Genomic DNA, 12,838 nt, shown 5'->3' with positions numbered 1-12,838 from the left:
GTGGGCCGTGTGGTGGCATCTTCGGATGCGCCGGTTCCAATTCCCGGTACGCCAACGCCACACGGTTCCGCCCTCCCTGATTGGCGTCAGTTGGGCGGAAAAGATCCTTCGAATTGGAGCTTTTCCCATGACCAAGCGTCGTGTCCTTACGCTCAATCCGTCCAAAGCACGAGCACGCTTCCATCGCGCCTGCGCCCTGGCTGCACTCCGTGCTGATTCCTCCCTCTCTGTTCGTCTCGCTCGCTACAACGCCGCCATGGCCAAAGTCCGCGCGCTCGAAGCGCAGGGGGTGGACCATGCAGAAAGTTAATCGCCTCGGCTTCGTCGAACTGCTGGGCGACGCTCGCCTCAGCGACATGGACATGGCCTACATGAACGCCGCCCGCGCGGAGTTCGAGCACTTGGCCAACCTGATCCGCCTGGTCGTCATCCCTGCTGTGGGTGGCTGGCAGTCCTCGCTCAGCCAAGAGCTCGGTGCCCATCTGGAAAACGTCCAGGTGCTGTCCTCCAACTTCTGCTGGCGCCATCGCCATGTGGGCGCTGCTCACGATGCACGCGACGTGCTCACCTCAGGCCCATCCAAGGTGCTGGCGCAGGGAGGTGCGGCATGAAGGCATTCGCTCCTAAGCGCAGCCAGGCCGTTGGCTACTTCTTCGTCCTCGATGAGCGCCGGCCCGTCCTGCCCTTCGGTGTGTGCGGTCCCTTCGCCAAGCGCCGAGAAGCGAAGAAGGCAGCCAGCAAGTTGCGGGGCGTTCGCCCTGAGAGCGTGCTGAACGTGTACGGCGGAACGGTGTATGGCGTCGCGCAGACCTGCGAGGCGATGACCCAGGCCCGGCTGCGAGCGCGCGATGAACTGAGCGCCATGCTGCAGGCGCCCACTCCCACTGCCAAGGCATTCAACGGCCTGACCAAGGAGTAATCCATGACGACTTTTCAACAGCGCCGCGTAGCGCTGACGGGATCGGCTTGCCTGCAGAAAGTGGAACACGCTTTCCGCGAGGCCCTGCAGGGCATCTTCGGGCAGTTGGATTGGCTACCTAAAGGCGACGGAAGCATTCATCGCTTCCACGTGCCGGGCGATCGCGCCGGCAGTCGCAATGGCTGGTACGTGCTGTTCGTGGATGGGGTAGCAGCTGGCGCCTTCGGTACGTGGAAGAGCGCCCAGGTGCATCACTGGAGCAGCGCCGGCGAGCTCTCCTCCACCGAGCTTGAGGAAAGCCGGCAGCGGATCGAGCAGGCTCGGGCACAGCGGCAGGCCGAACAGCAACAACGCCAGCAGGCCGCGGCAGAGCTTTCCCACCGTTGGTGGGAAAGTGCCCGTCGCGCCGATCCCGCTCACGCCTACCTCACCAGCAAGCACGTTCGCTCCTACGCGCTGCGACAACGAGCCGGTGAACTGCTTGTGCCGCTCTACCACTCCGGCGAGCTGGTCAACCTGCAGCGCATCGGCGCCACCGGCCGCAAGCGCTTCCTCTTCGGAGGGCGCGTCACCGGCTGCTACTCACCGCTCGGCCAGATCACGGCCGGCAAGCCGCTGTACATCTGCGAAGGCTGGGCAACTGGCGCGACCATCCACGAGAGCTCCGGCATGGCTGTGGCCTGCGCGATGAACGCCGGCAACCTGATGCCTGTGACGCTGGCGCTCAAGGCCCGCTACGGCGACCAGGTGCAGTTGGTGGTTGCTGGTGACGACGACCGCAACACACCCGGCAATCCGGGGCGCAATGCGGCTACTGCGGCAGCACTCGCCGCTGGCGCGCTGGTGACCTTCCCCGACTGGCCCGACGACGCGCCGCCATCCCTCACCGACTTCAACGACCTGCACGTGTGGAGGGCTGGCGCATGAGTAGCCCGATCACTCTGAAGGCCAAGAGCCCGATACAGGAAGCCATCCACAACCTCTCCGAGGACGCTGGCGCCTTGTACGCGCCGGCCGTGCTCGAGGAGCTGCGTTCGATGCGCAGCAAAGACCCTGCCGCCTTCGCCCGTCTACGCATCCAGGTGAAGGAAACCAAGATGCTGAGCATGGCGGAGTTCGATCGCCTGACCGTCTCGGCCGAATCGGACGCAGGAGCTGCTGCAGGGCAAAGCATCTTCGCCGACGTGGAGCCCTGGTCAAAGCCGGTGGATGGTGCCGAGCTTCTGGATGACGTTACTCAGGCGCTTGCCCGGCATGTCATTGCAGAGAAGGAAACGCTCCGCGCCGCCGCGCTGTGGGCAACCTTCACCTGGTTGGTCGATGTAGTGCAGATAGCCCCCATCGCTAACATCACGGCTCCGGAGAAGCGCTGCGGTAAATCGGTCCTGCTCACTGCCCTGGGCAAGCTGGTTAATCGCCCGCTGCAGGTGTCGAACATCGGGCCGGCTGCGCTGTTCCGCTCCATCGAACTGTGGTCTCCGACGCTGCTGATCGATGAGGTGGACGCCTTCCTTGCTGCACACGAAGACGCCCGCGGCATCCTCAATGCTGGTTTCACTCGGGATAGCGCAGTGGTCATCCGCTGCGTGGGCGACGACCACATACCCACGCCGTTCAACGTATGGGGCGCGAAAGCGCTCTGTGGTATCGGCCGCATTGCCGACACACTGGCTGATCGGAGCGTGCCCCTGCGCCTACGTCGACGCACTCCGGGCGAGAGCGTTGAGAACCTGCGCCACTCTGACCCAGCCCTATGGGAGCAACTGCGCTCGCGGCTGGCGCGCTTTGCACAGGACAACTCCGAGGCGATCGGCAAGGCACGGCCGAAGCCCATCGAAGGGCTTAACGATCGCGCCAACGACTCCTGGGAACCGCTGCTGGCGATCGCGGATCAGGCCGGCGCTCACTGGCCGAAGTCGGCACGCACTGCCGCAATCGCATTGCACGGTCTGGAGGGTGATGCGCCCAGTGTCGGCGTCGAGTTGCTGGGTGATGTGAAGGCTGCATTCGATGCCAAGAAGGCCACGAAGCTATTCAGCGCCGAGTTGCTCGAATACCTCATCGCGGATGAGGAAGCACCCTGGTCGACGTGGAACAGAGGCAAGGCAATGTCGCCCCGTCAGCTGTCCGCAAAGCTGGCCGATTTCGGCGTGAAATCGGGCACCGTCCGTGTCGGCGTCATGACGAAAAAGGGCTACTCCCTCGAGCAGTTCCGTGACGCTTTTGGTCGATACCTTTCCCCTAGTACCCCCGTCACAAGCGTCACATCGGCACAAACCAGTAACGGCGCGGCTTCCAGCCAATCTGGAAGCGTCACACAGCCCCCATCCGTGACGGATGAAAAATCGCCAGAAGCCACGGCTGGCGCGGGTTGTGACGATGTTACGGATAAAACACCCCCTCCAAGGAAAGGGGCAGGCAAGGCGAAGGCGACTTCTCACGATGAAACTGATCGGGAGGAGTTCTGATGTCAGCCCTCGACTTCCTCACCGAACGCGGTTTCGCCGCCCGTATCAGCGGCAACAAGGTCAGCATTTCACCTGGTAGCCGGCTCACCGAAGAGGTCCGCCAGTACGTGCGCCGGCACCGCCTCGAACTGCTCGCAGAGCTGGGCTCAATGGATGGCAAAACGCGTCGCATGCACTGGGCGATCACGCAGGGCGGCAAGCCGCTGTGCACGATGATCACGCCGCCACTGACATTCGAAGAGGCACTGATTGAAGCGCGCTGGCGCTGGCCCGGCGCCGAGATCACTGAGTAACACCGACCCTGCGCTGGCCGCAGGGCTGGCGCTTACTTTGACCTATGGAGGTCACATGAAAGCTGCAACGCAGAAACACCCGCTGTCCACCCGAACTGAACAACTGCTCCAACAGCGGGATGAGTACCTGGAAGAAATCGAGCAACTGGAGGCACGAGTCCCCGGCCTGGAAACCAAGCTGGTGGAACTGCGAAAGAAGGTCGTGCGCACGACCTTGCATCACATCGACAACGGCAGCCACGAGGTGATGGAAGAGCTATCGAATACCAGGGCGCGCATCAACACTCTGCGCGGGCTAGTGCAGGAGACCGAGCGTAGCCTGGAGCTGGTCGAGAAAGCCGAGTCGGCGGGCGCCGCCATTGCCCAGGCGATGGAGCAGATCAAAACCGAACAGCGCCTGCAGGCCTCGCTACAGACTCGCATTGAGCAGGCCGCAACGCGAAGCCAGGGCATCGAAGAGGAAATTGCTGTAGCACAGTCCGCGGCGGAATCGGCTGAGCAAGCAGCCGGTCAGGCACTCGCCCAGGCGGAAGACGCCAAGGCCGAGAAAGCTGCACGCACGCAACTGGAGAAAGCTGTGGAGCTGGCGCTGGCGACCGAGGCCACCATCCGAGTGAAGCGCCGCACCATCGAGACCATGGACGGCGAAGTGGCCAACATGAAGCAGCAGGCCGCCGACTCCAGGCAGCGCGAACAGGTAGCCAAGTCTGCGCTGTCGGAGGCCCTGTGGAGCAAGTACGCCGAGGAGTGGAACACTGCAGCCAAGATCTTGGCCGGCATCGGTGCTCACCTGGTTGCAGCGGATCGGATCAACGGGGGCTGGGGGGCGCACCTGACGAAACTGCACATCCCTCTGTTCGGCACGCAGGACCGCGAGACTCTCACCCGCACGGAGGTGGTGGATGCCTCCGACGAGGTTTCCCTGGAGGGCCTGGTGAAAGGAGCGGTTTAAGCCCCAGTTACGAAAAAGCCCGGCACTCGCCGGGCTTTCTTTTAGAAATCCTTCTTCGTAAACGTCTTTGTTCCAAGCTGGTCGTTCTCGATGCTCAGAACACCGTTGGCGATGCTATAGCTGGTTCGTGCGTCTCCCATTTCGTAGGAGTTCCTCCAGCGTCCCCAAGTGCCGGTATCACTCAGGAAGGCGCGCCATACGGCGGACGTATCGTCGATCTTGCATTGGTATTTATAGAGGTTGCCATCGTCGCGACGATAGGAAATCTGGACAGAGGACGATGCGCTGCTCGACTTCATACCCTTGGTGTTACGGCCCATCTCGACAGCTACGGTGGCTTTGCAGATATCTGCAGCACTGAATTCGGCAGCCAGTGCTGAACTACTACCAATCCAAGCGAGCAACGCGAATGTGAACATACTTCCTTTCATGCTGAGCGTCCCTGTTAGTGCTGATGTTGATTGATTCTATTGATTCTCAGGTCGGGATGGCCAGTGGTGGGGACCCTGGCATACCCCCCACCCCCACGGGGGAGGCGTCGAGCCGCGTGGTAAGGCAGAAATTTTCGATTTTTCGGATGCTCCACCACAGGCCATACAGAAGCTGCCCGGAGGCCGCGATTTATCTGGGATGCAGGCTATTTTGGAGACTGTGCAGGGTGAGCATTCTTCAATTTTCGATGTACAGGTCTTTTTCTGGTTGAATACCCGTGCAGGCCTCGCAGCACAAGGGGCGCAGCGATATCCGGAAGGACAGAGCGTTGTACATCGCCCGACCCAGCTCTGCCCGCCATGCCTTACTATTGAATGTCGCCGATTTGAGCTCAGAGTTGGAAAACCAATCTATAGTTACTGACCCGTCCATTAAGAATAGGGACAAAAATGGCGCCATGAGCGTCGTACGCTGTTTCGTATCAGACGGGACATGACACGTGCTCTGTCAATGCTTCTAGCCGGCTATTCATGCAGAACTCTATGAAGGAACTAACGTGCAGGACGCAGAACTTCGCACCCCTCTAAAGAACAGCTTCTCGCTATCCAGTATAGAAGATGCTGGTAAGCAACGACTATTTTTAGAGTACCTCGATTCGGCACTTAATTTTTACAGTGAGTCCTCAAGCGGATGCAGTTACTATGATGCAAATGGCGACTACATTGATGAGTCTGCGATTTCTCTAAAGAAAGATGACATCTCAGGCGGTCTCTTGGTCCGTGTTGTTGCGAGTGAGTATGATGAATTAAGGTTAATTGAGTTTGAGAGCCAGGATTCCGACCTGATAGAGATGTTATTCAACAAGCTGATAGTTGAATCCCTTGCAAGTGCCTTGGGAGCAAAGAAGATTAATTTCTTTCGGCGCATCTGGTTTTGCTACACAGGGGAGCGACTGGATGGTGAGTATTGGTTCGGAAACAATCTACGAATTGCCCCGGTAGATCCAGAAGACCCAAATCCTCAACTCATGAATGCCGAGCGTTATATCTCCATTGATCTGAATGTCGAGGCCATTGATGCTTTTCATGCTTCAGTTCTTGCTACTAACATAGGCAACAAATGGGCGGCGCGACTCTCACTGATCTTGGATCTTGGAATATACGCGCCCGCCCATGAGCAGCGCTGGACAATAGACAACTCTAATACCCCTTCCTGCGAACTTCGTCAGCTAGGATATATATATAAAGGACCGAAGATGGAGGAGATGCCACGGAAGGGGAAAGCTTGCAGGCTCGGAAAGTATGAGCACTCTCTGCACCCCCGCATTAGATATGCCGGAGAAAGCATAAAGTTTCCTTCCGAAGCAAGAAGGCTTATTGCTTCACTAGATCGTTGTGAAATCAAGATCCAGTCAGCATTTGATAATTGTGCTTTTCTCTATCAGCTAGCGCTAACTGCAGGAAAGAGCCTCCCCACAGTGAAGTTATCTTATCTAGTTGCCGCGATCGATGCTCTGTGCAAATCAGATGCAAAATATACCGATCCGAGCTCATTTGTCCGTCACTACGCACAGCCGACGCAAAATGTTGAACATCTCCTCAACTTTATGCACGGTTCTGTGCGGTCCGCACATTTTCACGCAGGCGAGTTTGCATTCGGCGAGTTCAATCAACGGCCGCGAATCAGCATATATAGTGGAAGTGTAGATAGGCAGTCTAACCATCGTTACAGTGAGTGCATAAAGCTAATTCGCTACGCTCTGGCGAACTGGGCAGCGATAAAGATAAAAGATGCCTCTGTCGCGCAGTGAATTAGCTTGTACGTCGATACCTATCTTTAGCCATTTCATTAAAGTTTCGGCACTCCCAGCCTCGGCGGTCAAATTGGTTTGGTGCTGAAGTCTTCTAGGGGGGGGGCAGTTACAGCCGGTAGCGAGAGGGGGCCCCTAGCAGATACGGAGTTCGTGAGGGTAATTCGAGCCCCGCACACACACTATGTATGAGTTTTTTCCTAGGTTGGTTGTTGTTTCGTCGCTACCCTCAAACACAGTGACTACGGGGTTCCCAGGCGATCAATACACCAACCTGGACCTTGAATCCCGCCACTGCCTTCCTTCTTTCCGTCCAGTGCCTGCATCAGCAAGGTCGAAGTATCGCCGTTGGTCCAACCTCGAGAGCTTCGAATGTCGTCTCCACATAACGTCGAGCATGAATGACCGGCGTCGGAATAACTGGCGGGTCGAGTACGTCACCAGTGAAACAGCGCAGGTGATTGTTCACCATGTCGTAACCTGATCGATGAGTGAATTCGACGCCTCCGGAAAACCGTGGATTGATGTCCATGACTAGGGGCCAGTCGCCGCCGACTAGGAACTCGATGTTGATGCAGCCATCGAGATTCAGTGCCAGCGCGATCTGATTCGCGGCGTTGATCAGCGCCGGCTCGTCGAGCATCTGCACGGTCACCCCAGCGCCATTGGAGGTGCGCACCAGCTCCTGGCGCCCCATCGCCGCCCATTGACCACTTGCCCGCTGCCGCACGATATCGACGACGCAGACGTCGCCATCCAGCAGCGGCTGCACGACGTAGGAGCGTCCCCTGAGCTTCCTGCGTAGATAGGCCAGGTCGTCGCCGTCCATGATCCGCGCCAGCCCTTCGCTGCTGCGGCCATCGCGCGGCTTGGCATGCAACGGGAAAGGCAGGTTGTCGATCTCCGGGTCTTCCATTTTCCATGTTGGGATCGGGTGCACCAAAGGATGATCGCGGAACCTGTCGTAGACCAGCCATTTGTCCCGGGCCACATGTACCGTCTCGGCGGGAGCCATGCACAGCGTGATGCCGCGGTCGCTGAACAACTTGCGGTACGGCGAGAAAGCATCCACCTCGAGGTCGATCAGCGGCAGCACATGAGTCACCTGCTCCACATGGCAGACCTCCAATATGCGCGCGATATAGGCGGGCACGTCGCGGGCGGGAGGGACGCGATGGAAGGCATCGAGTAGGACGGAGTTGGCGCTCCACTCCCGGGGCAGGGTGCTGACTCCGAGGACCCGCGTCTGGGGCAGGCGGCGAAGGGATTGGATCACCGCTTCTGCGCAGTAGGAACCAATAGCGGTGACCAAATAGGTCGACGGGCGACCCGTGCGAGAATGATTGTCCAATTGAATACTCTGCCAGCAGTACGCCAATAAACAGGGCAGAACAATGACGTCCCTCTTTTCACACCCTCACCTGGCTTCGCCTGAACCATCGCTCTGATGGAGCAGAGGAAGCCCGAGTTCTTCAGCCTGGCACTCCTGCCATCCATTACTGCGCTGTAGCACAGAGAATGCGCGTGGAATCCTTAAAAGAACCTGAAGTGCATCGACTGTGGCTCAGCCAAGCCCTACGGCTGGAGATGCCCTTATAACGGGCGTGCCGGATATTTCATTTCCACCGCCGCTGACTCTCAGCGACTTCAGACTACTTTCAGATTCGCCGCTGATACTCCCCTCATCGAACGACCCCTGGGGGGATCACCATGACCCAGCAAGAATGGAGCAGCCTATTTCCATTCCACTTTGGCTCCGTCATCGAGCGACAAGCCCGTCTGACCTTGCGCCGCGAGGGCGACTCCGACCGCGAGGAGCTTGAAACCTTCATTCACGCGCGTTTCGAGTCCATCCACCACGCTGACATCCACCACTATCTACCGGAGCTCATCGGGCTTCAGGACAGCCGCGGGCGCTTGATCGCAGCCGCAGGCATTCGTCCGGCCAGTCACGGGCCGCTGTTTCTTGAGCACTACCTGGACGAGCCGCTGGAGGGCGTTGTGTCGCGGCTTGCAGGTCGTGCCGTCGAGCGTGAGCAGTTGGTCGAGGTAGGCAACCTTGCTGCCCTGAGTGCTGGCAGTGCGCGCGTAATCATCACTGCCGTGACCTGGCTGCTGGCTGCGCGCGACCTGCAGTGGGTCGCCTTTACCGGCGCCTCCACCCTGGTCAACAGCTTCCACCGATTGGGATTGGAACCAACCGTCATCGCCGAAGCAGATCCGCGTCGTCTGAATGGCGAACTGGCCAGCTGGGGCAGCTATTACGCGCAGCATCCACTGGTCTACGCAGGAAACATCGGTTACGGCCATGAAGAACTGGAGCGCACGGGTGTGTACAAGCGCATGGGTTTCCCGATGCTGCTGCAGGAGGCCGGCCATGCCGCATGAACTGAATGCCTTTCGTGAGGTGCTGCAGGCGCACGCCACGGAGCATGCGTCGAAAGTGGCTGTACGCGGAATCACGGGCAACGTCACCTATGCCCAGCTTCTGGCTGAAGTTGAACGTCGCGAAGCCTGGTTGCGAGAGCAACCCGAAGGGCCGTTTGCCCTCGCATTGGAGAACGGCCCCGAAGCGCTCTTCTGGGATCTGGCCGCACTTTTCGCTGAGCGCCCCTGTGTCATCCTCCCGCCCTTTTTTAGTGCCGCACAGCGCCTGCATTGTTTGATGCAGACCCAGGCGACACTGGCCGTTGCCAACGACGCCTTCGCGGAAGATTTGCAAGCAGCCGGTTTTACACCAGGCAAGCGCTTCTGGGAGCGGCCGGCCGTTGTCGACGCCGATCTACCGGCAGGCACTGCCAAGATCACCTACACCTCCGGGAGCACCGGGTCGCCCAAGGGCGTATGCCTGAGCGCCTCTTCACTGCTGTGCGTCGCACAGGAGCTCGAAGCGGCGAGCCGTCCCACCGAGCCCACGAAGTACCTCGCAGTGCTTCCGCTGGCCGTCCTGCTGGAGAACCTCGGTATTTATGCTGCCCTACTGGCGGGAGCCGGCATCACGCTCTACCCGCAAGCGCAGATGGGCATCGGTGGCGCCAGCCAGGTCGACTGGAAACGCTTCCTCGGCACCATTGCACTCAGCGGCGCCGAGAGCCTGATCCTGGTACCACAACTCCTGCTTGGCCTGGTCACCGCCATCGAGCGCGGCATGATGAAAGTCGGCCCCCTGCGATTCGTCGCAGTAGGTGGTGCCAAAGTCGCGAGCAGCTTGCTGGAGCGCGCCGAAGCAGTGGGGCTTCCGGTCTTCGAAGGCTACGGGCTCTCCGAATGCGCCTCCGTGGTTTGCCTGAACCGCCCTGGTAATCAGCATCCAGGCAGCGTGGGCCGCCCTCTGCCGCACGTCCAGGTGCGTATCGCTGATGACGGGGAAGTGCTGGTTCGCGGTTCTACCCTGCTGGGCTACTTGGGCGAACCTTCTTTCGACGGGGAATGGTGGCCAACCGGCGATCTCGGCCATTTCGACGCTGCTGGATTCCTCTACCTGGCTGGCCGCAAAAAAAACCAGTTCATCACCAGCTTCGGTCGCAACGTGAATCCCGAGTGGATCGAGGCCGAGCTTTCCCAGACGGGCGTAATCCTCCAGGCCTTCGTCCACGGCGAGGGGCTGCCGCGCAACTTCGCATTGCTCTGGCCCATCGACCCTGGCATCAGCGACGAAGTCATCGAACAGGCTGTGCAGCAATGCAACGCCGGCTTACCCGATTACGCACGGGTTCATGCCTGGAGACGCCTACCCAGCCCCTTTAGCGGTGCTGACGGAACCCTTACCAGTAACGGCCGACCGCGCCGCCTGGAAATCCTCCGTCGCCACCAGCCCCTCATCACTGAACTCTCGCAACCCTGAGGCCAGCCATGAATTTCTTCGACACTCTCCAATCAGCAACCACTCAGGAACGCCAGGCACTTTTCAGCGTCCCTGTCATTCGCGATGCCCTGGGTGGCGTTGTCAGCCTAGAGGGTTACATCGCCTTCCTCACTCAGGCCTATCACCACGTTCGCCATACTGTGCCACTGATGATGGCGTGCGGCGCTCGTCTGCCCAGCCGACTTGAATGGTTGCGCGGTGCAGTCTGCGAATACATCGAGGAGGAGTACGGCCACGAGCAGTGGATTCTCAACGACATTGCAGCCTGCGGTGGCGACGCGGAGCAGGTGCGTAACAGCCGCCCCAGCCTGCCGATCGAGCTGATGGTGGCCTTCCTTTATGACTTGATTGCCCGCGACAATCCCGTCGGCCTGTTCGGCATGGTCAACGTCCTCGAAGGTACCAGTATCGCCCTGGCTACCCAGGCCGCCGGCAGCATCCAGCAAGGACTTGGCCTGCCGCCGACGGCATTCAGCTACCTGAGCTCCCACGGCGCGCTCGACCAGGATCACATGGCAACCTATCGCGAGCTGATGAACCGCCTGGATCGTCCGGAAGATCAAGAGGCGGTGATTCATTCCGCCAAGGTCGTCTACCAGCTGTACACCGAGATGTTCCGAGGCCTACCGCGAGCCCACCAGCCAGAGGTGCAGCATGCGCTTGCGTGAGTCGGTGGTGGTATTGACCGGTGCCAGCGGCGGCATTGGCCTGGAACTGGCCAGCCAGCTGTGTGCTGGTGGCGCCCGAGTGCTGGCCATCAGCCGGCACCTTGGCGGTCTGGCGGTGCTCATGAACCGTTATCCCAATCAGTTGCGCTGGCACTCTGCTGATCTTCGTACCAAGAATGGCCGGCAGGAGGTAGCCACCGCTGCCTGGGCCATGGGCGGCGTGAACGTGCTGATCAACGCCGCAGGCGTGAACCGCTTCGCCCTGCTTGAGCAGATCGACGAAGACACGCTGGACGACCTGCTGGATCTCAACATCAAGGCCCCCCTGCAGCTGACCCGCCTGCTGCTACCATTGTTGCGCGAGCAGCCTCATGCGTTGGTGGTCAACGTTGGCTCCATCTACGGCTCCATCGGCTATCCCGGCTACGCGACCTATAGCGCCAGTAAGTTCGCCTTGCGCGGATTCTCCGAAGCGCTTCGACGCGAATTGGCCGATACCACGGTCGACGTACTCTACGCAGCGCCACGTGCCACCCGTACATCGATGAATACAACTGCCGCCACCGCGCTCAACCAAGCGCTGAAAGTGGGGATGGATGATCCGGTCGATGTCGCGCGGGCAGTACTTGATGCGGTGCAACAGCAACGCAACGAGCTGTACCTGGGATGGCCTGAAAAACTCTTCGTGCGCCTCAACGGCATGCTGCCCGGCGTGGTTGACCGCGCGTTGCGCAAGCAGCTCCCACTGATCCGCCGCTACAGCGATGCCAACGCCAAGGAGCACAGCAAATGAAACGCCTGATACTCGCCAGCCTCATTGCCTTCTCCCCACTGACCTGGGCGCTCGATCAGGCTGGTAGCCAGCACCTCAGCGCGATCCAGCAACGTTGGGCGCAAATCCAGTACCAGATGCCTGAGGCGCAACGCGCAGCCGCTTTCGAAAAGCTGGCGAGCGACGCCGAGGCCTTCACCCGCGAGCAGCCTCAGGCTGCGGAAGCCTGGATCTGGAATGGAATCGTCACCAGCAGTTGGGCCGGTGCCACAGGCGGGCTGGGTGCACTGGGCAAGGTGAAAGCGGCCCGGGCAAGCCTGGAGAAGGCCCTGGCTCTCGATGCAAGCGCTTTGCAGGGATCGGCCTACACGAGCCTCGGCGCACTGTATGACCGAGTGCCTGGCTGGCCCATCGGGTTCGGTGACTCGGACAAGGCAGATGGGCTGCTGCGCAAGGCGCTGCAGTTGAATCCAGAAGGCATCGACAGCAACTACTTCTGGGGTGACCATCTCTATCGCCAAGGGCATTACGTCGAAGCGCGTGCGGCTTTGCAGAAAGCACTGCAGGCGCAGCCACGGCCCGGCCGTGAGCTGGCCGACCAGGGCCGACGCGGCGAAATCGATGCTTTACTCAAGACGATCAAGGACAAGCAGGACTAA

15 protein-coding genes are annotated in these 12,838 nt (G+C 59.9%); 13 read left to right on the top strand and 2 right to left on the bottom strand.

Features of this window, described 5'->3' with window-relative positions:
- The first annotated feature begins 127 nt into the window (after nucleotides 1–127).
- From AC2T4A_RS29610 to AC2T4A_RS29580, 7 genes are read left to right on the top strand one after another with little or no spacing between them, the layout of a single operon-like run.
- Nucleotides 128–310 carry a hypothetical protein gene (locus AC2T4A_RS29610; RefSeq protein WP_486742447.1) on the top strand — a complete coding sequence of 61 codons (183 nt, stop codon included), beginning with the start codon at nucleotides 128–130 and terminating at the stop codon, nucleotides 308–310.
- Complete coding sequence (locus tag AC2T4A_RS29605; RefSeq protein ID WP_486742446.1) at nucleotides 297–611, top strand: hypothetical protein; 315 nt, start codon at nucleotides 297–299, stop codon at nucleotides 609–611. The genes AC2T4A_RS29610 and AC2T4A_RS29605 overlap by 14 nt, the downstream gene beginning before the upstream one ends.
- Nucleotides 608–919 carry a hypothetical protein gene (locus AC2T4A_RS29600; RefSeq protein ID WP_486742445.1) on the top strand — a complete coding sequence of 104 codons (312 nt, stop codon included), beginning with the start codon at nucleotides 608–610 and terminating at the stop codon, nucleotides 917–919. The genes AC2T4A_RS29605 and AC2T4A_RS29600 overlap by 4 nt, the downstream gene beginning before the upstream one ends.
- Before the next feature lie 3 nt (nucleotides 920–922).
- On the top strand, nucleotides 923–1,846 hold the full coding sequence (locus tag AC2T4A_RS29595; protein WP_486742444.1) for a toprim domain-containing protein: 924 nt from the start codon (nucleotides 923–925) through the stop codon (nucleotides 1,844–1,846).
- Nucleotides 1,843–3,387 (top strand): DUF3631 domain-containing protein, encoded by a 1,545-nt coding sequence (locus AC2T4A_RS29590; protein ID WP_486742443.1) that lies wholly within the window; start codon nucleotides 1,843–1,845, stop codon nucleotides 3,385–3,387. The genes AC2T4A_RS29595 and AC2T4A_RS29590 overlap by 4 nt, the downstream gene beginning before the upstream one ends.
- Nucleotides 3,387–3,680 (top strand): hypothetical protein, encoded by a 294-nt coding sequence (locus AC2T4A_RS29585; protein ID WP_017522314.1) that lies wholly within the window; start codon nucleotides 3,387–3,389, stop codon nucleotides 3,678–3,680. Before AC2T4A_RS29590 ends, AC2T4A_RS29585 begins: the two co-directional genes overlap by 1 nt.
- On the top strand, nucleotides 3,637–4,632 hold the full coding sequence (locus AC2T4A_RS29580) for a hypothetical protein (protein ID WP_143514269.1): 996 nt from the start codon (nucleotides 3,637–3,639) through the stop codon (nucleotides 4,630–4,632). The genes AC2T4A_RS29585 and AC2T4A_RS29580 overlap by 44 nt, the downstream gene beginning before the upstream one ends.
- 41 nt (nucleotides 4,633–4,673) lie before the next feature.
- Here the strand turns inward: AC2T4A_RS29580 and AC2T4A_RS29575 are convergent, their stop codons facing one another.
- Complete coding sequence (locus AC2T4A_RS29575; protein WP_256576714.1) at nucleotides 4,674–5,063, bottom strand: hypothetical protein; 390 nt, start codon at nucleotides 5,061–5,063, stop codon at nucleotides 4,674–4,676.
- Nucleotides 5,064–5,620: 557 nt separating this feature from the next.
- Between AC2T4A_RS29575 and AC2T4A_RS29570 the strand changes: the two genes are divergently transcribed.
- Complete coding sequence (locus tag AC2T4A_RS29570) at nucleotides 5,621–6,874, top strand: hypothetical protein (protein ID WP_486742442.1); 1,254 nt, start codon at nucleotides 5,621–5,623, stop codon at nucleotides 6,872–6,874.
- A 325-nt stretch (nucleotides 6,875–7,199) separates the two neighbouring features.
- On the opposite strand, the gene AC2T4A_RS29565 is transcribed toward AC2T4A_RS29570, so the two are convergent.
- Nucleotides 7,200–8,225, bottom strand: a complete 1,026-nt coding sequence (locus tag AC2T4A_RS29565) for an ATP-grasp domain-containing protein (RefSeq protein WP_486742441.1) — start codon at nucleotides 8,223–8,225, stop codon at nucleotides 7,200–7,202.
- A gap of 359 nt (nucleotides 8,226–8,584) precedes the next feature.
- On the opposite strand from AC2T4A_RS29565, the gene AC2T4A_RS29560 reads away from it, so the two are divergent.
- The 5 genes from AC2T4A_RS29560 to AC2T4A_RS29540 are packed head-to-tail and all read left to right on the top strand — an operon-like array spanning nucleotide 8,585 to nucleotide 12,838.
- Nucleotides 8,585–9,262, top strand: coding sequence for a thermostable hemolysin (locus tag AC2T4A_RS29560; protein ID WP_486742440.1), 678 nt, complete (start codon nucleotides 8,585–8,587; stop codon nucleotides 9,260–9,262).
- A complete protein-coding gene (locus AC2T4A_RS29555; RefSeq protein ID WP_486742439.1) occupies nucleotides 9,252–10,718 on the top strand; it encodes an AMP-binding protein in 1,467 nt (488 codons plus the stop codon). The genes AC2T4A_RS29560 and AC2T4A_RS29555 overlap by 11 nt, the downstream gene beginning before the upstream one ends.
- Before the next feature lie 8 nt (nucleotides 10,719–10,726).
- Nucleotides 10,727–11,407, top strand: a complete 681-nt coding sequence (locus AC2T4A_RS29550; RefSeq protein ID WP_486742438.1) for an iron-containing redox enzyme family protein — start codon at nucleotides 10,727–10,729, stop codon at nucleotides 11,405–11,407.
- Nucleotides 11,394–12,200: an SDR family oxidoreductase gene (locus AC2T4A_RS29545; RefSeq protein ID WP_486742437.1), complete on the top strand. Its 807-nt coding sequence runs from the start codon at nucleotides 11,394–11,396 to the stop codon at nucleotides 12,198–12,200. The genes AC2T4A_RS29550 and AC2T4A_RS29545 overlap by 14 nt, the downstream gene beginning before the upstream one ends.
- Nucleotides 12,197–12,838: a tetratricopeptide repeat protein gene (locus AC2T4A_RS29540; RefSeq protein ID WP_486742436.1), complete on the top strand. Its 642-nt coding sequence runs from the start codon at nucleotides 12,197–12,199 to the stop codon at nucleotides 12,836–12,838. The genes AC2T4A_RS29545 and AC2T4A_RS29540 overlap by 4 nt, the downstream gene beginning before the upstream one ends.

The organism is Pseudomonas sp. PVC-3-1 (assembly GCF_057444315.1).
Note: the sequence above shows the minus strand (reverse complement) of the source record. Positions and strands in the feature narration are given on the sequence as shown.

What these genes read in the sequence shown, in the direction of transcription:
- AC2T4A_RS29610 (WP_486742447.1), top strand. Translation starts at nt 128, where the DNA reads ATGACCAAGCGTCGTGTCCTTACGCTCAATCCGTCCAAAGCACGAGCA.
- AC2T4A_RS29605 (WP_486742446.1), top strand. Translation starts at nt 297, where the DNA reads ATGCAGAAAGTTAATCGCCTCGGCTTCGTCGAACTGCTGGGCGACGCT.
- AC2T4A_RS29600 (WP_486742445.1), top strand. Translation starts at nt 608, where the DNA reads ATGAAGGCATTCGCTCCTAAGCGCAGCCAGGCCGTTGGCTACTTCTTC.
- AC2T4A_RS29595 (WP_486742444.1), top strand. Translation starts at nt 923, where the DNA reads ATGACGACTTTTCAACAGCGCCGCGTAGCGCTGACGGGATCGGCTTGC.
- AC2T4A_RS29590 (WP_486742443.1), top strand. Translation starts at nt 1,843, where the DNA reads ATGAGTAGCCCGATCACTCTGAAGGCCAAGAGCCCGATACAGGAAGCC.
- AC2T4A_RS29585 (WP_017522314.1), top strand. Translation starts at nt 3,387, where the DNA reads ATGTCAGCCCTCGACTTCCTCACCGAACGCGGTTTCGCCGCCCGTATC.
- AC2T4A_RS29575 (WP_256576714.1), bottom strand. Translation starts at nt 5,063, where the DNA reads ATGAAAGGAAGTATGTTCACATTCGCGTTGCTCGCTTGGATTGGTAGT.
- AC2T4A_RS29560 (WP_486742440.1), top strand. Translation starts at nt 8,585, where the DNA reads ATGACCCAGCAAGAATGGAGCAGCCTATTTCCATTCCACTTTGGCTCC.
- AC2T4A_RS29555 (WP_486742439.1), top strand. Translation starts at nt 9,252, where the DNA reads ATGCCGCATGAACTGAATGCCTTTCGTGAGGTGCTGCAGGCGCACGCC.
- AC2T4A_RS29550 (WP_486742438.1), top strand. Translation starts at nt 10,727, where the DNA reads ATGAATTTCTTCGACACTCTCCAATCAGCAACCACTCAGGAACGCCAG.
- AC2T4A_RS29545 (WP_486742437.1), top strand. Translation starts at nt 11,394, where the DNA reads ATGCGCTTGCGTGAGTCGGTGGTGGTATTGACCGGTGCCAGCGGCGGC.
- AC2T4A_RS29540 (WP_486742436.1), top strand. Translation starts at nt 12,197, where the DNA reads ATGAAACGCCTGATACTCGCCAGCCTCATTGCCTTCTCCCCACTGACC.